Source organism: Synechococcus sp. PROS-7-1, assembly GCF_014279795.1.
Lineage (GTDB): Bacteria > Cyanobacteriota > Cyanobacteriia > PCC-6307 > Cyanobiaceae > Synechococcus_C.
The window spans coordinates 23060-46127 of record NZ_CP047945.1 but is presented as its reverse complement, the minus strand read 5'-3'; the positions used below and the strand labels follow the sequence as shown (position 1 = coordinate 46127).

The following is a 23068-nucleotide window of genomic DNA, read 5'->3' as shown; positions in this document are numbered from 1 at the left end:
TTATTCCCACTCAATCGTCCCCGGTGGCTTGCTGGTGATGTCGAGAACCACCCGATTCACGCCCTTCACCTCATTGACGATGCGGTTGGAGATGGTCTCCATCAGGTCGTAAGGCAACCGCGACCAGTCCGCTGTCATGCCGTCCTCGCTGGACACGCAACGGAGAACGATTGGCCAGGCATAGGTGCGTTTGTCACCCATCACACCCACGGAGCGCACGGGCAGAAGCACGGCGAACGCCTGCCAGATCTCGTGATAGAGCCCCGCCTCTTTCACCTCTTCGCGGACGATCAGATCCGCGTCGCGCAGGCAATCGAGTTTCTCGGCCGTCACTTCGCCGAGGATGCGGATGGCCAGCCCAGGCCCTGGGAAGGGATGACGCCGGACGATCTCCTCCGGCAAGCCGAGCGAACGACCCACCTTGCGCACTTCGTCTTTGAACAACTTGCGCAAGGGCTCCACCAGCTTGAACTGGAGATCCTTCGGCAAACCACCCACGTTGTGGTGGCTCTTGATCTTCACCGCCACCCGCTCACCGGTTTTGGGATCCACGTCGGTGCCGGCGCTCTCGATCACATCGGGATAAAGGGTGCCCTGGGCCAGGTAATCGAAGGGGCCCAGGCGACGACTCTCCTCTTCAAACACGCGGATGAACTCCGTTCCGATGATTTTGCGCTTCTGCTCCGGATCGGTGATGTCTTTGAGTTTGTCGAGAAAACGCCGGCGGGCATTGATGTATTCAACGTGAATGTTGAACTTGCGATCAAAGAAATCCATGAGGAATTCCGGCTCCCCCTTTCGCATGAATCCCTGGTCGATGAACATGCAGGTGAGCTGATCACCGATGGCCTTCTTCAGCAAAAAGGCCAGAGTGGAAGAATCGACACCCCCGGACAGGGCCAGCAGCACCCGCTTGTCACCAACCTGAGACCGCACCTGCTTCACGGCTTCCTCGATGAATGCCGCCGTGGTCCAATCCGGCTCGCAGCCGCAGATGTGATAAACGAAATTGCGGATCATCGCCATCCCGCAGGTGGAATGCACCACCTCGGGATGGAACTGCACGCCGTAAAGCCTGCGCTGGTGATTGGCCACAGCCGCCTCGGGCGTGTTGGCGGTATGAGCCAATCGCACGAACCCTTCCGGCAGGGCCTCTACCGAGTCCCCATGGCTCATCCACATCGTGGATCCGTTGGCCACATTCGTGAGCAAGTCGGTGGGGTCATCCACCTCGAGCGGTGCCTTGCCGTATTCGGCTTTGCCGGTGGCCGCCACCACACGACCGCCCAGCTGCTGCACCATCAGCTGCATGCCGTAGCAAACCCCGAGAACGGGAATACCCAAGTTCCAGATCTCTGGGTCACACAGGGGTGCGTGCTCTGCGTAGACGGAGCTGGGTCCACCGCTGAGGATGATTCCCTTCGGAGCCATCCGGCGCAGTTCCTCCGCCGAGGTGCTGTAACCGAGCACCACGGAGAACACCTCGGTCTCTCGGACCCGCCTGGCGATCAGTTCCGAGTACTGAGAGCCGAAATCAAGAATGACAATGGCCGGCTGACGCTGACCTTCATTCGGAGCCTGTGACATCTCGCCCGTGAGCCGTGGAACGGGTGACCGCGCAATCGGCGGCCGATCCATCAGCGTAGAGAAGGACCTCACAGCGCTTGAGCATCTCCTGCCCGCTAGGTCCTGCCCAGCGCAACTGGCGTTGACGATCGAACAAAGCGGCACCCACGCGCATGCCGCTGCAGCCATAGCGCGCGAGGTAGGCCAAGCTTCGCTCTTCCACGGCTGCGGCCACGGCCTGCCACAACGCCGCAGCCTGATCACGATCCTGATCCGCAAGCCAGCGGAAAGCCTCCTCCAAAGACGCAGCAGCCATTAATCCGCGCAGGCGATCACCAGGCAGGCCCTGCTTCACCCCTTGCGCCACCAGCACCTCTAGGCGCCCATCAGCCAGATGGTGATGGGTGTGGAAGATGCCGCCAGCCAGCTTCACCAGTTTCCCGTGATATCCGAAGAGCAGAAGCTCCTCCACACCCGCTTCAGCGGCCGCCACCAACAGCGGGCCCACCCAGTTGCCGGACTTCAGCTGAGGCTGATGGGACGAGAGGCCCAGAGATCGGGCCAGATCAAGACCGTTCTCGCCGATCACCAACGTCAGCCGCCCCTGAAAACCAGGAGTCCCCGTCAAAGTCTGAAGACGCACCAGCGCGGCTTGGAGCTGATCTGGAGAAGCGCTGGCCTGCACCTCCGCTTGCGTGCCGATGAGCGCCAGACCTTCCACTACCCCGAAGGCAACGTTGCTCGTGCGTTGCGCCAACTCTCGCCCCCTGGGTAGCACCACCTCAAGCTCCAAACACTGGCCACTGGGCACGAGATTCTGGAGATTGCACTCCAGCAGATCCTTGGCGAAACCTGAAATGCACAGGGAGCCATTGCGCTCAAGCCGGCCAACCCCCGCCCCAGCCTTCAGCGTCAGCCAGTGTTGATCAGCAGGACCCCAGCAGGCGTGCACCCAAATTTCAAGACCACGGGTGAGATCGAGGCCAGGACCGGGGTCACACACGCTGATGGCCAGAGCCTGGGCACCATCGCGAACACAACACGCGGTCTGGACCGGCACACTGCGGGGCTCGGACTCCCCAGGTATCTGCAAGCTGACGCGATCAGGAGCTGAATCGCCGAGCAACACCTGGGTGGCAGCGCAAGCTGCCGCTGCCACCCACACCGGCAGGGTGAGCCCGGATCCGGAATCAAGAACAGGGGCAGCGATAACGGGGAAGGGCAGCGGATCGTTTTTTAGGATGGAGGATTGGCACTCCAGAGGCCGTGCAGGACAAGCTGACCCTGATGATTCCCGGGCCTACCCCGGTGCCCGAAACGGTGCTCAAGGCCATGGGACGACACCCGATCGGTCACCGCAGCGGGGAATTCCAGGCCGTGGTGGAGCGCACCAATGCCCAGTTGCGCTGGCTGCATCAGACCAGCAGCGACGTGCTGGTGATCACCGGAAGCGGAACGGCAGCCATGGAAGCCGGCATCATCAACACCCTGAGTCGCGGCGATCGTGTGCTCTGCGGAGACAACGGCAAGTTCGGTGAACGCTGGGTGAAGGTGGCGCGGGCCTACGGACTCGAAGTGGACGTGATCAAGGCCGAGTGGGGGCAGCCTCTCGACCCCGACGCATTCCGCAAAGCGCTCAAGGCCGATACCGACAAGGCCATCAAGGCGGTGATCCTCACGCACTCCGAAACGTCCACCGGAGTGATCAACGACCTGCAGACGATCAGCAGCCACGTGAAGGCCCATGGTGAGGCGCTCACCATCGCCGACTGCGTCACGAGCCTTGGCGCCACCAACGTTCCCATGGATGCCTGGGGCTTGGACGTGGTGGCCTCAGGCTCCCAAAAGGGCTACATGATGCCCCCGGGCCTGAGCTTCGTGGCCATGAGCGATCGGGCCTGGGCCGCTTACGAGCGCTCGGACCTCCCCAAGTTTTATCTGGATCTCGGGCCTTATCGCAAAACGGCAGCCAAGAACAGCAACCCATTCACGCCAGCGGTGAATCTCTATTTCGCCCTGGATGCGGCGCTGGAGATGATGCAAGCGGAGGGACTGGAAGCGATCTTTGCCCGGCACGCTCGCCATCGGGCTGCGGCGACTGCAGCGATGAAAGCCATCGGCCTGCCGCTCTTCGCGGCTGAAGGCTATGGGAGCCCTGCAATCACAGCTGTGGCACCGGATGGGATTGATGCTGAGCAACTTCGCAAAGCTGTCAAAGAACGATTCGACATCTTGCTGGCTGGCGGTCAGGACCATCTCAAGGGTCAGGTGTTCCGCATCGGCCATCTTGGGTTTGTCTGTGATCGCGATGTGCTCACAGCTGTAGCCGCAATCGAATCGGTTCTGCAGTCTCTGAGTCTGCACAAAGGCACGATGGGGGCAGGCCTCAGTGCAGCCTCTTCAGAACTGAATCGCTGAAACAATCACGATTGAGCCGATCTTTGATTGAGGGCATGAGATACCATCATGCCCATAGCGCGGGTGTAATTCAGTGGTAGAATGTCAGCTTCCCAAGCTGAACGTCGCCGGTTCGAGTCCGGTCACCCGCTTGCCTTAAAGATTCCAACCACACTCAACTGCGGTTGCCCCACGATGCACGTGGTTTGATTAATTGCATAACCTGTGGACCCACGCTTCCTGCACGCCGTTCCTGATCAAGAGCCTTGAGAATCATCTGAGCGGATTCAGCAATCTGACCTGCCTCTGCATTGGAACGCGCTTCTAAATAATGCTGTTCAGCAAGCTTCAAGCAATGATCGCGTGAAGGACCAGAATTCTTACCTAGGCTTGAAGGCTTCAATAGCGTGGCAACCACGTCTTTACTTTTTCTACTTGCACAAAGTATATCAACAAAAGATCACAAAGAAAAGCCCACATCAAAGATTCTTCGAGCGCTAAGACAACGCACTCATTCAATGATGAGTTTCAGACCAAAGCTTCAGGTTCCTGGTTCTTCAACGTTGCCACCCAGCTCGGCAATCTGAGCCCGAAGAAGTTCTGATCGGTTCTCGTCGCCGCGGGTGATCGCAACAGCGAGGGCGAACTCCAGCTTTTCAAGCTGATGACCACCTTCGAAGAAGCTGCGACGATGTCCTGGCATTGACAGACCGGAGGAGGAACAGCCTGGTCGCGGAACGTTTCCGGAACCGCGAGTACCAGATGTGGAAAGGGTTGTGAGTGCCATGGTTGGCTTTCTTTTTATTTTGCCACCCCTGGCCAGCCTTATGCGGCCAGATCCACCTCCGGTTCATCGAGCTGGTGTTCTGAACGACCAAGCAGCTCTTGACATTCCAGTAGCAACTGATCGACACCATCCAGGCGATGCAGCTCTTCGGCAGGCATCGTCTGCGCTTCGCTGCGTTGCTGCTTCATCTGCAGTTCAACACTCTCCAGCCGTTGCTCCAACCTGATCAGGCGTTGGGACAAGGCGTTGAGCGTCTGAGCGACATCCTCTGCCGTTCGGGTGATACGGAAAGACACGGACTGGGTCATCCGGGAAAAGAACAGTGATGGGCAGATCACAACACATGCAAGACAGACCCTCAAGTCGGACCCGCGAGTCAGAACCGCATGTCGTGCGTCCGATGATGCCACTGTGGACAGAGACTGAACCACCACCCGCTGGGAGTTTGATGTGCTGGCTTCTCCGTTAACCCTGCTGGCGTACGTCCTGGCAGGCACCATTTTTGGATTGCTGGCACTCAAAACAGGGCTTCCTGCGGCGCCGCTCGCCGGAGCTCTGATCGGAGCTGCCGTGGTGAGCATGAGTGGGCGCGTGGAGGTGGCGGAGTGGCCGAGCGGCACGCGAACGGCGCTGCAGATCGGCATCGGCACCGTGATCGGCACTGGTCTGACGCGGGCCTCCTTCGATCAATTGCAAAATCTTTGGAGACCTGCGGTGCTAATCACGGTGACGCTGGTGCTCACCGGAATTGTGATCGGTCTTTGGACCAGCAGGCTCCTGGGGGTAGACCCCCTGATCACCTTGCTGGGTGCCGCGCCAGGAGGCATTAGCGGCATGAGTCTGGTGGGCGCTGATTACGGGGTTGGAGCTGCCGTGGCAGCACTGCATGCCGTCCGTTTGGTCACGGTGCTTCTGGTGCTGCCCCTGGTGGTGAAATTGCTAGCGCCGCTGGGCCTTGGCAATTCCTGATCCACCTCTGGACAGCGATTCAAGAATCGATACGTTGGCGCAGATCGCCTTAACTGTCTACCAATGGCCAGCCTTCCCATGCGCCTTGCCCTGTTGCTGCCGATGGCGGGCATGCTGTGGTCTGCGGCCCCAGCTCAGGCCGCAGCCAACGGTCCCGCCGGTAAGGGAGCGCAGGTTTACTGCTACATGCGCAGCAATGGCAACAATCACAACGTGAGTTGGGAAGCCTCCTACGCGCTGATCAAGCGGCAGGGGAGCGGCCTGTTCAAAACCTCTCCCGAACACGCAGCCGTAATGATCACCGAAGCAGTGGTTGAAGATCCCGGCAGCTATCCAGACTGCGGCAAATACCTCGGCGATCTGTTCGGTGGATCAGGCCGTGCGTCTGCATCCTCCATCGCCCCAAGCAGCTCCAGCGGCAACGAAGAGATCCCCAACTGGGATGCTGACGATCGTTACAGCTACTGATGCGGCTCGTTTCCAGCCTTGTCCTCGGCGGGTTGCTGATCAGCAGCATGGGCTGCGGGAAGCAATCCAATCAAGCCGCTCCAACTGAAGCCGCTGAAGTGGCGGCTTCCGAGTGTCTGGAAAATCTGAACCTCAAACGCTTGGATGCCGCCTTGGATCGCTGCAATGCGGTGGTTCGCGCCCACCGCCGCAATCCAGCCCCCCTGGTGGATCGATCGTTGATTTTCAACCTGATGAAGAGGCCTGAGGAGGCCTGCAACGACGTAGCCAAGGCCGCACGCTTACTCAAGAAGAGCCAACAAAAAGCCGACCCGATGCTGCTGCATGAACTCAGCGTGCGTCAGCAGTCCTGCAAACTGCGGGCCACCATCGCCGGCAACGACTGACGTTCAACGCTCACCCGTCGCGCACCCATCATCAGCTCGATGCGACTGGCTTTGCTGGCCACCAGCCCGTCCACGAGTTGGTCCGCTGGACCGAGCTGAAGCCAATGGCTCACAAGCTCCCCATCCATTCCCAGCCGATGGCAGCGATCCTCGGCCTGATCAACATCGCCAGGAGTCCAGGGGCGCTCCAACAACACCACCTGACGGGCCCTATGGAGCGTGAATCCCAGGCCACCGGCTCCGTAGGTCGCCAGCAGCAGATCAGTCGACCCGTTCTGAAAACGATCCACAGCCATCTGACGCTCTTCTGGTTTCTGCCGACCGGTGAGCAGTGCTCCGCCCAAACGTTGCTGCAACAACACAAGGGGCGACACAAACGAACTGAACAGCACAACGGATTCACCCTGAGCCCGCAGCTGCTGCACGAGCCGTTCAGCTGCCGGCAGCTTGAATTCCGCGGCAATCAAACGCAATGACGTCAACACCGCCAGTGATTCGGCATCGGAACGCACATCTCCGGCCCTGACCCGACGGCGATAGTCCTCGACCACCAAGGCAAGCCGATGGTCCATTCCACGGGCCTGAGTGGGCTCCAGTGCCACAGGCTGAAAAGACCGACGCTTCGGAGGCAGGCCCAGCACCTGCTGCTTGCGGCGATGGAGAACCAGTGGCCTGGTCAGACGTCGCAGCTCCTCGAGACGGCTGGCTCCATCCACGCGCCAACGTCGCTGTCCTCCACGTTCGCTCCAGTGGCCCTGACAAAACATCTCCTCAAAAGAACGCTGATCACGCGCGAGAGGATGGTCGATCGCAGCGAGCAGGGGATAAAGCTGAATCGGTCTGCCGTTGCGAACTGGAGTTCCCGTCAGCATCCAAATCGCACGCAAGCGTGGATGGCGGGCTAAACGCAACAGAGCCTGGGTGCGCTGCGCCTGCATCGTCTGGGCGTAGTGCGCTTCATCCACCACCATGACGGTGCCTGCTTCGGGAAGGTCGCTCGGCAGGCGTGCCCAGCTGTGCAGACAAACCTCAAGATCCACGGCCGACGCTTCCCTTTGCCAGTGGGGATGCAGCCCTACTGGAGCGACGACCAGCAGGCGCAGAGGGACCACACGCACAAGAGCTCGCGCTGCCAACAGGGCCGTGAGGGTTTTACCCAGCCCCATCTCGTCGGTCAAAAGCGCCCCCCGACGGGCGAGGAGCCAACGGGCACCGGATCGTTGATGGGGAAGAGGCCGGCGGCCATCAGCCAACGGTTGGTTCAGATCAGCATGCGCGATCAATTCGCGGTGGTGAGGCAAAGGCGGTAAGGGATGCCTATGCCAATGCAGCCAGCGCAGGAGCTCCTCATCCACGCGAAAGCGGTGACCAAAACGTTCGAGCAAGGTCTCTGCAGCCGCAAGCGGAAATTCCCAACCCAGGGATGAACCTCGCCACAGCCCACGAGGACGAATGCGACCCATTTGCGCATGCGTCACTGCGTCAAAGGGATACGTTGCGCGCACAAGGCCCGATGGGGTCAACCCAAGACTGCAGCTAGGAGGAGATCCCGCCGTGGACCCAAATCAGCAATCACTATCTTATGCCTTCCAGCGAGAGAAACAAGGGGTCAGACACCACCAGCAAGACCTCACAACGAAATCGCGAAAATGCAGTCTTCAACACATTGACGATGGTGCCGGTCGCGGCAAACTTCAGGCAACCGAATGATTCGGATGCACAACAGAGATGCAGTCTTTCTCGAAGATCTCTGTCCTAAATTACGTGTCCGAAGATGGCGTCAATCACTCCATACTTACACTGGTAAAAGCTGTATTTATTGCGGCAAACCTTCTGAATCAATCGATCATGTATTGCCGAGAAGTCGCGGCGGGCTAAGCATCACTGAAAATTGCGTACCCGCTTGTTTGTCTTGCAACGGCCACAAGTCGGATGCTGATGCATTCGATTGGTATCGGCGTCAGCGTTTCTATGATCCGCGCCGTGCCATGGCGATCCGAGCCTGGATGGATGGCGACCTGCGCCTGGCACTGCGCTTGCTGCAATGGGCCCAACCAGATCTTCAACAAACAACAGCTGACTCCACAAATGCTGACTCGCTCCTAACCAATCAACAAGACGACAGCGACTGGGCCTTCCAGGTGGCCTGATCACCAAACCCGGCAGGCATCCACTGAGTGATGCTGTTGGCAGATTGAAGCCTGCTGCTCCGGCTGCTCTGGAGCCAGCAGAAATGCTCCGCTGACCAGTGCAGCCGCTGCGGCGGCCATCACAGCACGCAGCAGGCCTTTGTCCTGACGACCTACGGCACGAGCCCTGCGGATCGGCTCACGACGCGGCAGCATGGAGTTCTGGGATGACACCAGAGAAAGACAAGATCCGGTCACGACTGAATGGCGAATAATACGTTTGTACTCATGCCTGAATCACTTGTCAACCGCTGTCAGCCCCTGCCTGCCGGATCCAAGCTCTGCATCCTTGGCGCCGGGTTCAGTGGCAACCGCCTGGCTTCACTCGCTGCTGCCCTAAAGATCCCTGTCATCAGCACCCGTCGTGATCCCGCGCCGGACAGCAGACACCTCGCCTTCGACTCGGCAACTGGAAGGAGTCCTGATCCTCACCTGCTCGAGGGCGTCACCCATCTGCTCAGCACCATCCCACCCGATCGCGATGGCAACGATCCGGTCCTGAAAACGCTCGGCGATCAGATCAAGCAGTGGCCGCTGCGCTGGGTCGGCTATCTCTCGACCACAGGGGTGTACGGCAACACCGATGGCGCCTGGGTCTGTGAGGACGACCCCCCAGAACCCACCCAAGATCGAAGCCGGCGTCGGCTGGCGTGCGAGCAGGAGTGGCAGGCCAGCGGACTTCCCCTACAGATCCTGCGCTTACCAGGAATCTATGGACCGGGCCGCTCCGCTCTCGCTGCGGTGAAAGCAGGAACGTTGCAGCCGGTGGACAAGCCTGGGCAGATGTTCTGTCGCATTCATGTGGATGACGTAGCCGCGGCCTGCCTCCATCTCATGCACCGATCCGCTCAGGGTCAGCACCCAGAGATCGTGAACGTCTGCGATGACGAACCAGCCGCGAGTGTTTCAGTGCACCGCTATGCCGCATCCCTCCTGAACTGCGAGCTTCCCCAACCCAAACCGTTCTGCGAAGCGGAGGCCAGCATGAGCGCCATGGCCAGGTCGTTCTGGGCGGACAACCGACGGGTCAGCAACCAGCGCCTCCGCCAGGATCTCGGTTATGAGCTGGTGTATCCGACCTACCGCAGCGGACTAGCGCAATGCCTCGCGATCGAAACCCTCAGGGAGTCGGAGACTCCCTCGTCTCCGGCTTGAACATGGGCAGTTCATGCAGTTCAAGGGGCTGGTCAGGATCGATGAATGTCAGCCCGGCGTCATGGAGAAATTGACTCCACTGAACCTCCAACCACCCTTGCCGCAGAGCAGTTCCCAGGCCGTAGAGCAGCAACCCGATCAACAGCCAGCGCAGCATGATCCCGCTCCATCAATCCACAGACGCTAATCAGCATCTCGTGATCGCTCTAGGGGATCCCGCTGGGATCGGCATGGAAGTCACCCTCAAAGCCCTCGCAGATCCCCGCTGTCCGCAGGGCATGAAACCGTTGCTGGTGGGCTGCAGAGCCAGCCTCAAACGCACCCATCAGCTCTTGCACAACCTGAAGGGCGTTCCCCTGGCGAATCCTGATGACCTTGAGGTTGAAGACCTTCCGATCCCCAACGGCCCAGTGGATCCAGGCAATGCGGGGGCCTGTAGCGGGGAGGCTGGTTTCCGCTGGCTCAGTCGCGCTGTGGAACTGATCCAGGGAGGTCGCGGTCGAGCCCTGGTCACGGCGCCGATCGCAAAGCACACCTGGCATGCAGCAGGCCATCCCTATCCCGGGCAGACCGAGCGATTGGCCGAACTCGACGGAGCGGCGTCCGCATCCATGCTGTTCACTGCCGTTTCACCCAGCACCGGCTGGCGACTGAACACCCTTCTGGCCACCACCCACATCCCTCTGCAACAGGTGTCTCAGGCCCTCACCCCGGCTTTGGTGAGCTCCAAGCTGGAGACCCTGGCCCGGTTCTGCCAACGCTTCAATCCCTCACCGCAACTTTTGGTGGCCGGTCTCAATCCCCACGCCGGCGAGAAAGGGCAGCTCGGCAGCGAGGAAGAGCAATGGCTCACACCTTTGCTGCATCAATGGGTGGAGGCAAACCCCACGATCCGGCTCAAGGGACCCCTACCGCCCGATACGTGCTGGCTCAGCGCAGCCCAGGCATGGAGCAGCACAAACACACCCGGCCCTGACGGGATTCTGGCCCTGTATCACGATCAAGGGCTGATCCCCGTGAAACTGCTCGCCTTTGACCAGGCGGTCAACACCACCCTTGGCCTCTCGTTTCTGCGCACATCACCCGATCATGGAACCGGATTCGACATCGCTGGCCAGGGCATCGCACGCTGCGACAGCATGCTGGCCGCCATCGACGCAGCCTGGACGCTTAGCCAGGCTTGACGCGCATCAACACCTGACCGAATTCCACGGGCGTGCCGTTGTCCACCAGAATTTCCACCACTTCGCCGCTTAACTCGGCCTCCAGCTCGTTCATCAGCTTCATCGCCTCGAGGATGCAGATCGTCTGACCAGCAGAGATGCGGTTGCCGATCTCCACGAAGGAAGCTTCACCGGGTGCAGGAGCCCTGTAAAAGGTACCCACCATTGGAGCCGTGACATCCACCAGATCCGAGCGGGTTCCTGCAGCTGCAGGAGGAGCAGCGGACGATGACTCGCTCTGAGTCTTGATCTCCAGCGCTGGTACTGGAGCAGCTGCAACAGGAACCATCTGGGTGGCCGCAGCCGACACAGGAAGATTCCTGCGAACCTCCAGGCGGAAGTCATCGCCCTCGAGACGAAATTCCTGAATGTCGCTCTCCGCCAGCTTGTCGAGAAGCTGATTCAGCTGATCGTGGTCGAGGTGCATGATCAGCTGTTCTCCCGACCCAGGTAGGTGTCGTTGCGGGTGTCGACCTTGATCTTCTCACCAATGGAAAGAAAGAGAGGCACCATCACCTGGGCACCGGTCTCGAGAATGGCTGGCTTGGTGCCACCGGTCGCGGTGTCGCCTTTCACGCCCGGATCCGTCTCCTTGATCTCGAGCACCACCGAATTGGGCAGTTCAACCTCAAGGGGCTTGTCATTCCAGGAGACAACATTCACCTCCATCCCTTCTTTGAGGTATTTGCGGCTCTCGCCGATCTGCTTCGCAGACAGGCGGGTTTCTTCATAAGTGCCCATGTCCATGAAGACATAGTCCTCACCTTCCATGTAGGTGTGCTGAAGGGTGGCCTTCTCAAGAATGGCCTGGGGCAGCATCTCGCCAGCGCGGAAGGTTTTCTCCACCACGTTGCCGCTTTGCACCGCCTTGAGCTTGGTGCGCACAAAGGCGGAACCCTTACCGGGCTTGACGTGCAGGAACTCGACCACACGCCAGACGGCACCGTCCAGCTCAATGGTGGTGCCAGTGCGAAAGTCGTTGCTGGAAATCATTCCCGCTAAACGGTTCAGGGGATCATACGGCTGTGCCAAAGTCCTTTCAGCACCTGGGGTTCTCCTTGGCGATTCGGTTGGCTATTCAGCGTTTGAGCACTGGCTTGCTCAGCCTTCTGATGATGGTCGGCTTGGTCTGGGCCGAACCAGTCTGGGCCGGACTGCCCCAGGGAAATGCCGTGAAGGATCCCGCCGCGATCCTGCGAGATTCCCTGCCGATGGACCAGGACGATCTGCGTGAACTGCAGCACCGACTGGAAGGCACGAGCGACGATTTGCGGGCCAAGCGCTGGAGTGCACTCGGACGCAGCATCAGCCGCTGCGAAGCGCTGCTGAACACGCGACGCAACAACATTCTCAACGCCGTGCCCAACGCCGAGCGTCAGCAGGCCGAACAGCTGCTCGACACGGTCAAAGACGACTTGGTGCTACTGCAGGAACGGGTGGATGCCGCTGATAAATCAGGATTCATCCAGACCCGCCGGCAGACGCTGACCACGATCGGCGATCTCGAGTACCTGTTAATTGATGACCGGATTCCTCCCATTCCGGCGGAGTTCGATGACCTGCCCCGCCTCAATGGACGGGCCACCGTGGTGATCAGCACCACCCAGGGCGATCTCACTGCCGTGGTGGATGGATACAACGCACCCCTGACGGCCGGCGCCTTTATCGATCTCAGCCTCAAGGGCTTTTACGACGGCCTTCCCTTCAGCAGAGCCGAGGATTTCTACATCCTGCAAAGCGGCGATCCTGAGGGTCCTGCTATCGGATATGTGGATCCAACCAGCAAGCAGGAACGGCATGTGCCGCTGGAAATTCGTGTTCCAGGCGAGCCGGACACCTTTTACAACGAAACCTTTGAGGATGTGGGTTTGTACAAGGCCACCCCCGTTCTTCCCTTCGCCACCCTCGGCACCCTTGGCTGGGCCCATTCCGATCAAGCCCTCGACGATGGCTCCTCCCAGTTCTTCCTGTTTCTTTACGAAGCGGAGCTCACCCCTGCCGGTCTGAATCTGGTGGATGGACGCAATGCCGCCTTCGGCTATGTGGTGAATGGCTTCGATGTTCTCGAGGAACTCAGCGTGGACGACCAGATCAACCGCATCGAGGTAGTGGATGGAGCTGATCGGTTGCAACCCCACGCCTGACCTGCAGTGACGCAGACACTGGCTGACCTCGGTGAAGCGGAACTGCTGCGGCGCCTAGCGCGCTTCGCTCCGCCGGGTCAGCTGGAGGACGACACCGCTCAACTGCAGCAGCCAACAGCGGATCTGCTGATCAACACCGACGTGCTGGTGGAGAGCATCCACTTCAGTGATGCCACTACCGCATCAACCGATGTGGGCTGGCGTGCCGTTGCCGCCAACCTCTCCGACCTTGCCGCCAGCGGTGTGGATCAGATCCTGGGGATCACTGTGGGGCTTGTGGCGCCAGCACACACACCCTGGAGTTGGGTGGAGGGTGTCTACAGCGGCATCGGCTCCCTCCTGCAGGACAGTGGGGGCGTGCTGCTGGGGGGCGACTGCTCCCAGGGCCCCGTCAGAATGCTTTCGATCACAGCGCTGGGCACGCTCGGAACCTTGCGACTGCACCGTTCCCAGGCCATGCCTGGAGATTCGATCGTGGTGAGCGGAGCCCATGGACTGAGTCGACTGGGATTGGCCCTGCTGCTCAAGGATCCCTCGTTGCTGGGCATCACCCTGCCAGGCTCTCTGAGAGAACAGGCGATCCAACAGCATCAGCGTCCACTGCCGAGGCTTGATGCGCTCAAGTCACTTGTGACCTGCAAGCCAGAGCAACTTCCCTGGAGAGCCGGTGGAACCGACAGCAGCGACGGTCTACTTCAAGCCATCGACTGCCTCTGCCGAAGCAGTGGTTGCGGCGCTGTTTTGGACAAAACAAAGTTGCCTCAGGCAGAGGGATGGCCCGATGGTCCGCTCTGGCAGCGGTGGTGCCTGAGTGGAGGTGAAGACTTCGAACTGGTGGTCACTCTTCCCGCACCATGGGCCAAAGCCTGGATGGACGAGCAACCGTCCTGCCGGCAGGTGGGAGTCATCACCGATCAACCCCAGGCAATCATCTGGAGCGACGACAACACACCGGTGGTCGCGGAGGGTTTCGCCCATTACGGAACGTCCTAAGCAAAAAAAATCCCCCCTGTTCAGGGGGGATAAAACCGCTCAGATCCGTGAGCTCTGCTGAATCACTTCCAGTTGCGGGCCACCACTTCAGCGAGATCCACCACGCGCTGGCTGTAGCCCCACTCGTTGTCGTACCAGGCAAGGATCTTCACAGCTTTGTCACCCATGGCATAGGTGAGGTCTGCATCAAAGATGGTGGATTCGTTGGTGCCGGCGTAATCGGTGGAGACCAGGGGTAGGTCGCTGTACTTGATGATCCCCTTCATTCCGTTCTCGGAAGCGGCCTTGATCACGGCCTTCACTTCCTCAACGTTGGTGGCGCGGGAGGGTCCGAAGGTGAGGTCAACAGCGGAGACGTTGGGCGTGGGTACGCGCATGGCGAAACCCGTGAGCTTTCCCTTCACTTCGGGGTAGACCAGAGCCACAGCCTTGGCAGCACCGGTGGTGGTGGGAACCATGTTGAGCGCAGCGGCACGGGCACGGCGCAGATCCCTGTGGCTGTTGTCGAGGATGCGCTGGTCACCGGTGTAGCTGTGGATGGTGGTCATCAGACCCCAATCCAAACCAAAGCTCTGATCGAGAACCTTGACGATCGGTGCCAGGCAGTTGGTGGTGCAGCTGGCATTGGAGAGGATCTTCCAATCTTCGTGGCGGTACTGATCGTCATTCACGCCCACCACAAAGGTGCCCACACCGTCACCCTTGCCAGGCGCCGTCAGGATCACCTTGCTGGCACCAGCTTCAAGGTGCATGCTGGCTTTCTCGTCGGTGTTGAACACACCGGTGGACTCGATCACCAGGTCCACACCCCAGTCCTTCCAGGGACAGTTGAGAGGGTTGCGATCAGCGAAGAATTTGATCTCCTTGCCGTTGACGATCATCGTGTCGTCGGTGGTCTCGATCTGAACGCTGCGGTCGATATGACCGAGGATCGAGTCGTAGGTCAGGAGGTGGGCACTGGTTTTGGGATCAGATGTGGAGTTCATCCCCACGATCTCAAGACCAGTGTCAGCGCCGCGGCTGAGCCAACCCCGCATCACATTGCGACCAATCCGGCCGAATCCATTGATCGCAACGCGCAGGGTCATAACAAAAGCGGATCGTCCGCTACTGGGGTTTGGCCGCCGATCATACAGAAATCACAGGATTTACTTTGTTACAAGGGTTTTTGGGGTTGCGACCAGGCCAGAGCTACAAAGTTCCTGAACGACTGGTCAGCTCGAAAAGCTGATTTATCGTGCACGTCCACGGCGATGGTCATTGGTCTGCACGCTTGACATCCAGATTCCTGTGCACTTCATCGGTGCGGGAGGAATCGGGATGTCTGCACTGGCACAAATTCTGCTCAGCCGAGGCCATCGCGTCAGCGGTTCGGACCGCCGACTGTCTCCCGCAATGGAGAGCCTGAAAAGCGCGGGGATGGTGGCTTTTGATTCCCAAGTTGCTGCCAACTTCCAGGCCTTGGATCAGCTGGGTCGCTCGTCACCCATCGTGGTGATCAGCAGTGCCATTCCCGATCACAATCCTGAATTGGTTGCCGCCAGAGAGCGGCAGCTCGAGGTGTGGCATCGCTCGGATTTACTCGCAGCCCTGATCGACCAGCAGCCTTCAATCGCCATCGCAGGCAGCCATGGCAAAACAACCACCAGCACGGTGGTCACAACGCTTCTTCATGGTGCCGGCGAAGACCCCACCGCTGTGATCGGAGGCATCGTTCCCTGCTACGGCAGCAATGGTCATGCCGGCCAAGGACGTCTCCTCGTGGCTGAAGCAGACGAATCCGACGGCTCGCTTGTGAAATTCGCAGCCTCCTTGGGTGTGATCACCAATCTTGAACTGGATCACACCGACCATTACCGCGATCTTGACGACCTGATCGCAACCCTTCAACGCTTCGGACACGGTTGCAAACGCCTGCTCGCCAATCAAGACGATCCCATTCTCAGCGAGCACTTCCAAGCGGATGCCTGGTGGTCCATCCAGCGCAGCGACAACGTTGATTTTGCGGGCTTGCCTGTCGCACTTGAAGGCGACCGCACCATCGCCGACCTCTATGAACAGGGGACCTTTGTGGGGCAGATCACCCTGCCCATGCCCGGACTGCACAACCTGAGCAACACCATCGGCGCCCTCGCCGCCTGCCGCATGGAAGGTGTGCCCCTAGAGCATTTGATCAGCCATATATCCGAGCTGAAAACCCCCGGTCGCCGGTTCGATTACCGAGGCGACTGGCAAGGCCGTCAGATCGTTGACGACTACGCCCATCACCCGAGTGAAGTGGCCGCAACGCTGGACATGGCCAATCTGATGGTGTCTAGCGGTCGCAGTCCTCTCCCTAAATCACCCCAGCGGTTGGTCGCCGTGTTCCAACCCCATCGCTACAGCCGCACCCAGGAATTCCAAAACCAATTCGCCGAGGCACTGATCTCGGCCGAACTGGTGCTGCTGGCTCCGATCTTCTCAGCCGGCGAAGCAGAAATGCCCGGGGTGAACAGTGAAGCTTTGGCCAGCATCATGCAAGAACTCTCAACGAATCAATCCGTTCTGGTGGCCTCAACAATGGATGAACTTGTCACCCTCGTGAAGGAACACAGCCTTCCCGACGATCTGGTGCTGGCCATGGGCGCCGGTGACGTGAACAGCCTCTGGTCGCGGTTGTCGCAGTCTTCCAACGAGGGTCAGACGCCATGTCCACCGGCACTGGCAGCCTGACGGCTCTGCAGGATTGCGGTGTCCTGCAACAGGAGGTTTCGCTCGCGGAGTTCACCACCTGGCGGGTGGGAGGTCCGGCGCAATGGCTGGCTGAACCAACCACCACCGAGCAGATCCCCGAGCTCCTGCAGTGGGCCATGGAGAGGGGACTCCCCATTCAGATGATCGGAGCCGGCTCGAATCTGCTCATCGCCGACGGTGGCTTGCCTGGACTCACCCTCTGCCTGAGACGGCTTCAAGGCAGTGAATTGAATGCAGCGACAGGCCGCATCCATGCCGCCGCTGGAGAACCGCTGCCCACCCTCGCCAGGCGTGCTGCCAAGGCCGGCTTGCAAGGGATGGAGTGGGCTGTGGGGATCCCTGGCACCGTCGGCGGTGCCGCCGTGATGAATGCCGGAGCTCAGGGAGGCTGCACGGCTGAACAGCTGATCGGTGTGGATGTGATCCGCTTGAGCGATCCTCAACCCACCGTCACCCACATCAGCCGGGACGAGCTGGCGTTCAGCTACCGCCACAGTGCACTCCAAGACAGCCAGCTCCTGGTGGTGGCTGCCGAATTTCAGCTCGAACCCGGCCACGACCCGGCCGAACTGCAGCGCCGCACCAGCGGCAACCTCAACCATCGCACCACCACCCAGCCTTACAAGCTGCCCAGCTGCGGAAGCGTCTTCCGCAACCCCGAACCGGAGAAGGCCGGGCGACTGATCGAATCCCTGGGGCTCAAGGGACGGGCCATCGGTGGTGCCCAAGTGTCTGAACTTCACGCCAATTTCATCGTGAACACCGGTGATGCCACAGCCGACGACATCCGGGCCCTAATCAGCCTGGTGCAAAGCGAAGTGAAGGATGCCAAGGGCATTGCGTTGCATCCAGAAGTGAAACGGCTGGGCTTCGAGACGCCCGATTAATCTTCCAGTTCCTTCAGTAGTTCCATGGCCGGTTTCGGACTTCCCAATTTCGGACAGCTCACCGAAGCCTTCCGCAAGGCCCAGCAGATTCAGCAGGACGCCCAGAAACTGCAAGAAGAGCTTGATGCCATGGAAATCGAGGGCAGCAGTGAGGATGGTCGGGCCAGCATCTGGCTCTCCGGCAACCAACAACCCCTGCGCGTAACGCTGGATCCCAGTTTGCTGAGCGAGGGCCAGGAGAGCGCCGAAGCCGCCGTCCTCGCCGCTCTCCAATCGGCTTACGAACGCTCGACCGCCACCATGAAAGAGCGCATGCAAGAGCTCACCGGAGGCCTCGATCTCAACCTCCCCGGGATGGGCGGCTGATTCCCAGTAACTCCTCCACCGCTCCGCGATAGAGGGCATAGCGCTCCCAGTCGCGACGCACACCACAACCCGGTTCATCGCGATGGAGACAATCGCGAAAGCGACAGGGATGAATGGTGAGCTGGTCCCGGAGTTCCGGGAACAGCACTTCAAGATTGCGGGCATCCCCAGGTAGATCCGGTCGGTTGAAGCCCGGCGTATCAGCCACACGGGCGCCTGGGCTGAAGGGATGGAGCTCCACATGCCTCGTCGTATGCCGGCCCCTCTGCAGCCGTCCCGACACAGCGCCAACCCGCAGGGCCAGGCCGGGCAGCAAGGCATTGATCAACGAACTTTTGCCCACCCCTGAAGGACCGCAGAGCACGGTGATGGCCTCGGATGCGAGCACGGCGCGCAGCGTGTCCAAACCGATGCCTGTCTGAACAGACACCATCACGGGCGAATAGCCCCAGCCCTCCAGGCGCTGCTGCAAGGCCACCTGCTGCTCCGGAGCAAGAAGATCACTCTTCGTGAGCACCAGCTGCACGCGCAGACCGGTCTGTTCCGCCGTGAGCAGAAAGCGACTGGCCTGATCGGCATCGAAAGCAGGTTGCTCCACAGCCAGAGCAACGAGCACGCAGGACGCATTGGCAACCGGAGGCCGCACCAAGAAACTGCTGCGTGGTTCCACATCGGACACGACGGCACGAGCCTGAATGGGATCAATCGCCTCCACCGTGACCCGATCTCCCACATACACAGCAGCGCCGCGATGGTTGAGCCTGGTGCGGCGGGTGCAGAGAAGACGAGCCGGCGTTCCGGGCGATGGGGCATCCAGTTCCACCTCCAGGTAATTGGCCTGCAAAGCCACCACCATTCCGCGATGGGGTACGGCCTCACTCACCGCTGCAGATCACCAGGAGGCGGACCCGGTCAGGCCCCAAACGTTCCACAGTCACCGCGTGGCCATCCCGGCGCAGTCCTGGAACCACCATCTCTTCAGGCTCTCCAGGATCGAGATCCACCTGCAGGCATTGCCCTGAGGCGAGGGTTTCCAAGGCAAGCCGGCAACGGATGAAGTTGAGCGGACAGGGCGTACCGCACAAATCCAGCACTTGATCAGGCTGGCGGGCTGCCATGGTCAGCGCTGACCAAAGAGACGCGCAAACAGTCCGCTCTTGTGATGGTGGTGCTGTTCCCCCCTTGCAGAGTGGTGTCCGGCGAGCTCCTCGAGCAGTCCACGCTCTTCGTCGTTCAAGCGGGTGGGAAGTTTCACCGTGACAGCAACCCGCTGATTGCCTCGAGCCACAGGGTTTCCCAACTTGGGAATGCCCTTGTTCTCAAGCGTGAGAACGGCATTGGGCTGGGTGCCAGCGGGAAGTTCCAGGCTGGTGGGGCCATCCACCGTCTCCACCTCGATCGTGTCACCAAGGATCGCCTGCAGGTAACTCACCTTCACTTCAGACAGCACGGTGAGACCGTCACGCCGAAGCGTGGGATGGGACTTGACGGTGAGGAACACATAGAGATCACCAGAGGGACCACCACGAAGACCGGCGTTGCCCTCACCAGCAACACGCAGACGCGTTCCGGTATCAACTCCCGCAGGGATATTGATCCGCAGTTTTTTACGAACCTGCACCACACCCTGGCCTCCGCAGGCGTTGCAGGGGTCAGCGATCACCTGACCACTGCCGTTGCAGGTGGGGCATTCCGCCACCTGGGTAAAGCTCCCAAACGGAGTTCGGGTGGCCCGGCGCACCTGGCCGACTCCTCCGCAGGTGGAACAGGTGGTGGGACCACTGCCGCTCTTAGCCCCACTGCCTCCGCAGGTGGTGCAGGATTCCAGATGGGGTACCCGAATCTCACGTTCCTGCCCAAACACCGCCTGCTCGAAATCGATCGTGAGGTCGTAGCGGAGATCGTCCCCCTGCTGGGGGCCGCGGCGACGCTGCTGACGTCCTCCCCCAGCGGCACCACCGAAGCCGCTGAAAAAAGTTTCGAACAGATCAGCGAAACCACCCATGTCGCCCATGTCGGGCATGCCAGCGGCACCACCGAGTCCCGCCTCTCCGAACTGGTCGTAACGACCCCGTGTTTGAGGATCGCTGAGCACTTCATAGGCACGACCGATCTCTTTGAAACGGTCTTCAGCCCCAGGCTCTTTGTTGATATCCGGGTGGTACTGGCGAGCCAGACGGCGGTAAGCGCGCTTAAGAGTGTCAGCGTCGGCATCCCTGCTGACACCGAGAAGCTCGTAATAATCGGCCATCAGCTGGAAATCCCGAAGGTCACAGTAAGGGGAGGCGTCTGATCATTGGCTCAACCGTTGCCATCGCCTGAACCGCTTTCTTCAGCGGATGCATCAGCCGGTGGTGGCTCAACAGGCTCGGATGTCGCGCCATTCTGTGGGCCCGGACCCATCGACACTTTCACCATGGCGTGACGCAGCACTTTGCCGTTGAGGTGGTAGCCGCGCTGCAACTCCTCGATCACCACATCTTCGGGGTGGGCATCGCTGGGTTCCCTGAGAACCGCTTCATGCAGGGTGGGATCGAACTCCTGACCCACCACGCGCATCGGTGCCACCCCAAGCTGCTTGAGCACGTCAACCAGTTGCTTGTAGAGGCCCTGGTAGCTGCGGTGCAGAGCCTGTGCTTCCTCTCCCTGGGGATCGAGTTGCTGGCGGGCACGCTCGAAGTTGTCGACAACAGGAAGAATCTCGCTCAGCGTGCTGCAGGTGAGCTGGATCTTGAGATCATCTTGATCCCGGCTCTGGCGCTTGCGGAAGTTGTCGAAGTCGGCGGCGATGCGCATGTACTGACCCCGCAGGACATCGTGTTCGTCGCGCAGGCTGGTGTGCTCCCGCTCCAATTGCTCCAGTCGAGCGTCGTTGTCGCTGGTCTGAGGGGATGCCTCAGCCGTAGAACCAGGATCGGGAGTCGGGGTGGTCTCGACCGGATCAGTGGGAGTCTCGACAGGCTGCTGCCCGTCAGAGACAGCCTGGGCCGGGTCCTGCTCAGGGGTGGAGGCGTCGCCACTCATGCTGACCGGTTGCGAATTCACGTCTAGACATGTTGATAGGTGAGGTAGGCCTCCCACAAGCGGCGGAAGCCCGCACCTTTTGAAATTGATGTGCTGTGAGTGACGAACGCCGCCGACTGGAACTGGAACTGCTGCTGAAACGCACGATCCCTGGGACCCTCAACAGCTCCGACGAACCGGATCTTCTGAACCACCTCACGGCGATGGGATTGGATCCGACTCGCCACAACGACCTGACAGCCACGCTGCACAGCCTTCTCGAAGCATCCGAACCGTCTCAATCGGTCCAGGCAGAGCACGCTCAAACGCCGCAGGAAGCTCCTCAGCAAGTGCCTGAGAGCATTGCCGACACCGCCACCTCTTATCTCGCGGAATTCACCGTGGACGGGGTCCTAGAGGACGACCCCGATGCATCCGCGATGCAATCGTCCTCCATCGTGGACCTGGAAGACGGGCTGGACGATGCCGATCGTTCTCCAGTGATCAATCTCGTGGACCGGATCCTGATGCAGGCGCTGCAGCTGGGAGCCAGCGATATTCACGTGGAGCCGCAGCAGGCTGGACTGCAGTTGCGGTTCCGCCAGGACGGCGTTCTGCAAACCAGCATCGAACCCCTACCAAGCCGCTTGGTGCCAGCGGTGACCTCCCGCTTCAAAATCATGGCGGACCTGGATATCGCCGAGCGAAGGGTGGCCCAGGACGGGCGAATCCGACGCAGATTCCAGAACCGCACCGTGGACTTTCGGGTGAATTGCCTACCCAGTCGCTTCGGGGAGAAGATCGTGCTGCGACTGCTGGACAGCTCCGCCACCCAGCTGGGGCTGGACAAGCTGATCACCAGTGAGACAACGCTCGACACCGTGCGGTCTCTGGGCTCCAAACCCTTCGGCATGATCCTGGTGACCGGACCCACCGGATCGGGAAAATCCACCACGCTCTATTCCCTGCTGGCCGAACGCAACGACCCTGGAATCAATATCTCCACGGTGGAAGATCCCATCGAATACACCCTCCCCGGCATCACCCAATGCCAGGTGAACCGGGAGAAGGGGTTCGATTTCAGCCAGGCGCTGCGGGCTTTCATGCGCCAAGACCCGGATGTGCTGCTCGTGGGCGAGACCCGCGACCTGGAAACGGCCAAAACCGCGATCGAGGCAGCACTCACCGGTCACCTCGTGCTCACCACCTTGCATTGCAATGACGCTCCCAGTGCCATCGCCCGACTGGATGAGATGGGCGTTGAACCCTTCATGGTGAGCGCTTCGTTGATCGGCATCGTCTCCCAGCGACTGCTGCGGCGTGTCTGCCCGGAGTGCCGCATTCCTTATCACCCGAAAGCCGAGGAACTCGGTCGGTTTGGCTTGATGACCAGCAACGAAGAGGGCGTGACGTTCTTCAAGGCCAATCACCGCGAGGGGCATTCGGACGCTTGTCCCACCTGTCAGGGCAGCGGCTACAAGGGCCGGGTGGGGGTGTACGAGGTGCTGCGCATGAATGAAGTGATGGCCGCTGCGGTGGCCAAAGGAGCCACCACCGACATGGTGCGCCAGCTGGCCCTGGAATCAGGGATGAAAACGCTGCTGGGCTACAGCCTTGATCTGGTTCGCGAAGGGCGCACCACCCTGGAGGAAGTCGGCCGCATGGTGCTCACCGATGCCGGCCTGGAATCCGAACGGCGGGCCCGAGCCCTGAGCACGCTCACCTGCAGCGGATGTGGTGGCGGACTTCAGGAAGGTTGGCTGGAATGTCCGTACTGCCTTACCCCACGCCATTGAGGGCTG

General features: G+C 60.4%; 28 protein-coding genes and 1 tRNA gene. 14 read left to right on the top strand and 15 right to left on the bottom strand.

The window, feature by feature from the left end:
• The gene (guaA, locus tag SynPROS71_RS00240; RefSeq protein WP_186595885.1) at nucleotides 1-1587 is read right to left on the bottom strand and encodes a glutamine-hydrolyzing GMP synthase; all 1587 of its coding nucleotides are present in this window, start codon (nucleotides 1585-1587) and stop codon (nucleotides 1-3) included.
• Nucleotides 1568-2776 (bottom strand): cobalt-precorrin-5B (C(1))-methyltransferase CbiD, encoded by a 1209-nt coding sequence (cbiD, locus tag SynPROS71_RS00235; RefSeq protein ID WP_186597781.1) that lies wholly within the window; start codon nucleotides 2774-2776, stop codon nucleotides 1568-1570. The genes guaA and cbiD overlap by 20 nt, the downstream gene beginning before the upstream one ends.
• 56 nt (nucleotides 2777-2832) lie before the next feature.
• Here cbiD and SynPROS71_RS00230 point away from each other — a divergent pair, with 56 nt between their 5' ends.
• Together SynPROS71_RS00230 and SynPROS71_RS00225 are read left to right on the top strand one after the other, a co-directional pair.
• Complete coding sequence (locus tag SynPROS71_RS00230; protein ID WP_186595884.1) at nucleotides 2833-3984, top strand: alanine--glyoxylate aminotransferase family protein; 1152 nt, start codon at nucleotides 2833-2835, stop codon at nucleotides 3982-3984.
• Nucleotides 3985-4043: 59 nt separating this feature from the next.
• Nucleotides 4044-4115, top strand: a tRNA-Gly gene (locus tag SynPROS71_RS00225).
• 23 nt (nucleotides 4116-4138) lie between these two features.
• On the opposite strand, the gene SynPROS71_RS00220 is transcribed toward SynPROS71_RS00225, so the two are convergent.
• From SynPROS71_RS00220 to SynPROS71_RS00210, 3 genes are all read right to left on the bottom strand, one after another.
• Nucleotides 4139-4315, bottom strand: coding sequence for a hypothetical protein (locus tag SynPROS71_RS00220; protein WP_186595883.1), 177 nt, complete (start codon nucleotides 4313-4315; stop codon nucleotides 4139-4141).
• Between the two features lie 189 nt (nucleotides 4316-4504).
• Complete coding sequence (locus SynPROS71_RS00215; protein WP_255442236.1) at nucleotides 4505-4750, bottom strand: hypothetical protein; 246 nt, start codon at nucleotides 4748-4750, stop codon at nucleotides 4505-4507.
• A 38-nt stretch (nucleotides 4751-4788) separates the two neighbouring features.
• Nucleotides 4789-5058: a chemotaxis protein gene (locus SynPROS71_RS00210; protein ID WP_186595881.1), complete on the bottom strand. Its 270-nt coding sequence runs from the start codon at nucleotides 5056-5058 to the stop codon at nucleotides 4789-4791.
• Between the two features lie 142 nt (nucleotides 5059-5200).
• Here SynPROS71_RS00210 and SynPROS71_RS00205 point away from each other — a divergent pair, with 142 nt between their 5' ends.
• The 3 genes from SynPROS71_RS00205 to SynPROS71_RS00195 all read left to right on the top strand — a co-directional run bounded on the left by SynPROS71_RS00205 (nucleotide 5201) and on the right by SynPROS71_RS00195 (nucleotide 6573).
• Nucleotides 5201-5719 (top strand): AbrB family transcriptional regulator, encoded by a 519-nt coding sequence (locus SynPROS71_RS00205; RefSeq protein ID WP_370586832.1) that lies wholly within the window; start codon nucleotides 5201-5203, stop codon nucleotides 5717-5719.
• A gap of 63 nt (nucleotides 5720-5782) precedes the next feature.
• Entirely contained in the window at nucleotides 5783-6187 is a 405-nt protein-coding gene (locus SynPROS71_RS00200; protein ID WP_186595880.1) for a DUF6554 family protein, read from the top strand.
• Complete coding sequence (locus SynPROS71_RS00195) at nucleotides 6187-6573, top strand: hypothetical protein (RefSeq protein WP_186595879.1); 387 nt, start codon at nucleotides 6187-6189, stop codon at nucleotides 6571-6573. The genes SynPROS71_RS00200 and SynPROS71_RS00195 overlap by 1 nt, the downstream gene beginning before the upstream one ends.
• Here the strand turns inward: SynPROS71_RS00195 and SynPROS71_RS00190 are convergent.
• Nucleotides 6528-8036, bottom strand: coding sequence for a DEAD/DEAH box helicase (locus SynPROS71_RS00190; RefSeq protein WP_186595877.1), 1509 nt, complete (start codon nucleotides 8034-8036; stop codon nucleotides 6528-6530). The two genes, SynPROS71_RS00195 and SynPROS71_RS00190, sit on opposite strands and share 46 nt — an antisense overlap.
• 252 nt (nucleotides 8037-8288) lie before the next feature.
• Between SynPROS71_RS00190 and SynPROS71_RS00185 the strand changes: the two genes are divergently transcribed.
• The gene (locus SynPROS71_RS00185; protein WP_186597777.1) at nucleotides 8289-8723 is read left to right on the top strand and encodes an HNH endonuclease; all 435 of its coding nucleotides are present in this window, start codon (nucleotides 8289-8291) and stop codon (nucleotides 8721-8723) included.
• Here the strand turns inward: SynPROS71_RS00185 and SynPROS71_RS00180 are convergent, their stop codons facing one another.
• A complete protein-coding gene (locus SynPROS71_RS00180; RefSeq protein WP_186597775.1) occupies nucleotides 8724-8918 on the bottom strand; it encodes a serine protease inhibitor in 195 nt (64 codons plus the stop codon).
• 72 nt (nucleotides 8919-8990) lie between these two features.
• On the opposite strand from SynPROS71_RS00180, the gene SynPROS71_RS00175 reads away from it, so the two are divergent.
• The gene (locus SynPROS71_RS00175) at nucleotides 8991-9917 is read left to right on the top strand and encodes an SDR family oxidoreductase (protein WP_186595876.1); all 927 of its coding nucleotides are present in this window, start codon (nucleotides 8991-8993) and stop codon (nucleotides 9915-9917) included.
• Here SynPROS71_RS00175 and SynPROS71_RS00170 read toward each other — a convergent pair.
• On the bottom strand, nucleotides 9883-10074 hold the full coding sequence (locus tag SynPROS71_RS00170) for a 4-hydroxythreonine-4-phosphate dehydrogenase (protein WP_186595875.1): 192 nt from the start codon (nucleotides 10072-10074) through the stop codon (nucleotides 9883-9885). The two genes, SynPROS71_RS00175 and SynPROS71_RS00170, sit on opposite strands and share 35 nt — an antisense overlap.
• Here SynPROS71_RS00170 and pdxA point away from each other — a divergent pair.
• Nucleotides 10073-11101: a 4-hydroxythreonine-4-phosphate dehydrogenase PdxA gene (pdxA, locus tag SynPROS71_RS00165; protein WP_186595874.1), complete on the top strand. Its 1029-nt coding sequence runs from the start codon at nucleotides 10073-10075 to the stop codon at nucleotides 11099-11101. The two genes, SynPROS71_RS00170 and pdxA, sit on opposite strands and share 2 nt — an antisense overlap.
• On the opposite strand, the gene accB is transcribed toward pdxA, so the two are convergent.
• Together accB and efp are read right to left on the bottom strand one after the other, a co-directional pair.
• The gene (gene accB / locus SynPROS71_RS00160) at nucleotides 11088-11567 is read right to left on the bottom strand and encodes an acetyl-CoA carboxylase biotin carboxyl carrier protein (protein ID WP_186595873.1); all 480 of its coding nucleotides are present in this window, start codon (nucleotides 11565-11567) and stop codon (nucleotides 11088-11090) included. The two genes, pdxA and accB, sit on opposite strands and share 14 nt — an antisense overlap.
• A gap of 2 nt (nucleotides 11568-11569) precedes the next feature.
• Nucleotides 11570-12133 (bottom strand): elongation factor P, encoded by a 564-nt coding sequence (efp, locus tag SynPROS71_RS00155; RefSeq protein WP_006042657.1) that lies wholly within the window; start codon nucleotides 12131-12133, stop codon nucleotides 11570-11572.
• A gap of 32 nt (nucleotides 12134-12165) precedes the next feature.
• Between efp and SynPROS71_RS00150 the strand changes: the two genes are divergently transcribed.
• Nucleotides 12166-13284, top strand: a complete 1119-nt coding sequence (locus tag SynPROS71_RS00150; protein WP_370586831.1) for a peptidylprolyl isomerase — start codon at nucleotides 12166-12168, stop codon at nucleotides 13282-13284.
• Between the two features lie 6 nt (nucleotides 13285-13290).
• Complete coding sequence (thiL, locus tag SynPROS71_RS00145) at nucleotides 13291-14277, top strand: thiamine-phosphate kinase (RefSeq protein WP_186595872.1); 987 nt, start codon at nucleotides 13291-13293, stop codon at nucleotides 14275-14277.
• Nucleotides 14278-14339: 62 nt separating this feature from the next.
• Here the strand turns inward: thiL and gap are convergent, their stop codons facing one another.
• Nucleotides 14340-15365 carry a type I glyceraldehyde-3-phosphate dehydrogenase gene (gene gap, locus SynPROS71_RS00140; RefSeq protein ID WP_186595871.1) on the bottom strand — a complete coding sequence of 342 codons (1026 nt, stop codon included), beginning with the start codon at nucleotides 15363-15365 and terminating at the stop codon, nucleotides 14340-14342.
• Nucleotides 15366-15537: 172 nt separating this feature from the next.
• Between gap and murC the strand changes: the two genes are divergently transcribed.
• The 3 genes from murC to SynPROS71_RS00125 are packed head-to-tail and all read left to right on the top strand — an operon-like array spanning nucleotide 15538 to nucleotide 18263.
• Complete coding sequence (gene murC, locus SynPROS71_RS00135; protein WP_186595869.1) at nucleotides 15538-16989, top strand: UDP-N-acetylmuramate--L-alanine ligase; 1452 nt, start codon at nucleotides 15538-15540, stop codon at nucleotides 16987-16989.
• Complete coding sequence (gene murB, locus SynPROS71_RS00130) at nucleotides 16965-17897, top strand: UDP-N-acetylmuramate dehydrogenase (RefSeq protein ID WP_186595867.1); 933 nt, start codon at nucleotides 16965-16967, stop codon at nucleotides 17895-17897. The genes murC and murB overlap by 25 nt, the downstream gene beginning before the upstream one ends.
• 24 nt (nucleotides 17898-17921) lie before the next feature.
• Nucleotides 17922-18263: a YbaB/EbfC family nucleoid-associated protein gene (locus tag SynPROS71_RS00125; RefSeq protein WP_186595865.1), complete on the top strand. Its 342-nt coding sequence runs from the start codon at nucleotides 17922-17924 to the stop codon at nucleotides 18261-18263.
• Here the strand turns inward: SynPROS71_RS00125 and rsgA are convergent.
• From rsgA to grpE, 4 genes are read right to left on the bottom strand one after another with little or no spacing between them, the layout of a single operon-like run.
• Nucleotides 18238-19119: a ribosome small subunit-dependent GTPase A gene (rsgA, locus tag SynPROS71_RS00120; protein WP_186597771.1), complete on the bottom strand. Its 882-nt coding sequence runs from the start codon at nucleotides 19117-19119 to the stop codon at nucleotides 18238-18240. The two genes, SynPROS71_RS00125 and rsgA, sit on opposite strands and share 26 nt — an antisense overlap.
• Nucleotides 19120-19138: 19 nt before the next feature.
• Nucleotides 19139-19381, bottom strand: a complete 243-nt coding sequence (locus SynPROS71_RS00115; RefSeq protein ID WP_186583766.1) for a sulfurtransferase TusA family protein — start codon at nucleotides 19379-19381, stop codon at nucleotides 19139-19141.
• A 2-nt stretch (nucleotides 19382-19383) separates the two neighbouring features.
• Nucleotides 19384-20514 (bottom strand): molecular chaperone DnaJ, encoded by a 1131-nt coding sequence (gene dnaJ / locus SynPROS71_RS00110; RefSeq protein ID WP_186595864.1) that lies wholly within the window; start codon nucleotides 20512-20514, stop codon nucleotides 19384-19386.
• A gap of 50 nt (nucleotides 20515-20564) precedes the next feature.
• Nucleotides 20565-21287, bottom strand: coding sequence for a nucleotide exchange factor GrpE (gene grpE, locus SynPROS71_RS00105; RefSeq protein ID WP_186595863.1), 723 nt, complete (start codon nucleotides 21285-21287; stop codon nucleotides 20565-20567).
• A 95-nt stretch (nucleotides 21288-21382) separates the two neighbouring features.
• Between grpE and SynPROS71_RS00100 the strand changes: the two genes are divergently transcribed.
• Nucleotides 21383-23062 (top strand): ATPase, T2SS/T4P/T4SS family, encoded by a 1680-nt coding sequence (locus SynPROS71_RS00100; RefSeq protein WP_186595862.1) that lies wholly within the window; start codon nucleotides 21383-21385, stop codon nucleotides 23060-23062.
• Nucleotides 23063-23068 lie beyond the last annotated feature (6 nt).

Coding starts and splice junctions, on each gene's coding strand:
- guaA (WP_186595885.1), bottom strand. CDS start 1,587: ATGTCACAGGCTCCGAATGAAGGTCAGCGTCAGCCGGCCATTGTCATT.
- SynPROS71_RS00215 (WP_255442236.1), bottom strand. CDS start 4,750: ATGGCACTCACAACCCTTTCCACATCTGGTACTCGCGGTTCCGGAAAC.
- SynPROS71_RS00210 (WP_186595881.1), bottom strand. CDS start 5,058: ATGACCCAGTCCGTGTCTTTCCGTATCACCCGAACGGCAGAGGATGTC.
- SynPROS71_RS00200 (WP_186595880.1), top strand. CDS start 5,783: ATGGCCAGCCTTCCCATGCGCCTTGCCCTGTTGCTGCCGATGGCGGGC.
- SynPROS71_RS00195 (WP_186595879.1), top strand. CDS start 6,187: ATGCGGCTCGTTTCCAGCCTTGTCCTCGGCGGGTTGCTGATCAGCAGC.
- SynPROS71_RS00190 (WP_186595877.1), bottom strand. CDS start 8,036: ATGGGTCGCATTCGTCCTCGTGGGCTGTGGCGAGGTTCATCCCTGGGT.
- SynPROS71_RS00185 (WP_186597777.1), top strand. CDS start 8,289: ATGCACAACAGAGATGCAGTCTTTCTCGAAGATCTCTGTCCTAAATTA.
- SynPROS71_RS00180 (WP_186597775.1), bottom strand. CDS start 8,918: ATGCTGCCGCGTCGTGAGCCGATCCGCAGGGCTCGTGCCGTAGGTCGT.
- SynPROS71_RS00175 (WP_186595876.1), top strand. CDS start 8,991: ATGCCTGAATCACTTGTCAACCGCTGTCAGCCCCTGCCTGCCGGATCC.
- pdxA (WP_186595874.1), top strand. CDS start 10,073: ATGATCCCGCTCCATCAATCCACAGACGCTAATCAGCATCTCGTGATC.
- SynPROS71_RS00170 (WP_186595875.1), bottom strand. CDS start 10,074: ATGCTGCGCTGGCTGTTGATCGGGTTGCTGCTCTACGGCCTGGGAACT.
- accB (WP_186595873.1), bottom strand. CDS start 11,567: ATGCACCTCGACCACGATCAGCTGAATCAGCTTCTCGACAAGCTGGCG.
- efp (WP_006042657.1), bottom strand. CDS start 12,133: ATGATTTCCAGCAACGACTTTCGCACTGGCACCACCATTGAGCTGGAC.
- gap (WP_186595871.1), bottom strand. CDS start 15,365: ATGACCCTGCGCGTTGCGATCAATGGATTCGGCCGGATTGGTCGCAAT.
- murB (WP_186595867.1), top strand. CDS start 16,965: ATGTCCACCGGCACTGGCAGCCTGACGGCTCTGCAGGATTGCGGTGTC.
- SynPROS71_RS00125 (WP_186595865.1), top strand. CDS start 17,922: ATGGCCGGTTTCGGACTTCCCAATTTCGGACAGCTCACCGAAGCCTTC.
- rsgA (WP_186597771.1), bottom strand. CDS start 19,119: ATGGTGGTGGCTTTGCAGGCCAATTACCTGGAGGTGGAACTGGATGCC.
- SynPROS71_RS00115 (WP_186583766.1), bottom strand. CDS start 19,381: ATGGCAGCCCGCCAGCCTGATCAAGTGCTGGATTTGTGCGGTACGCCC.
- dnaJ (WP_186595864.1), bottom strand. CDS start 20,514: ATGGCCGATTATTACGAGCTTCTCGGTGTCAGCAGGGATGCCGACGCT.
- grpE (WP_186595863.1), bottom strand. CDS start 21,287: ATGAGTGGCGACGCCTCCACCCCTGAGCAGGACCCGGCCCAGGCTGTC.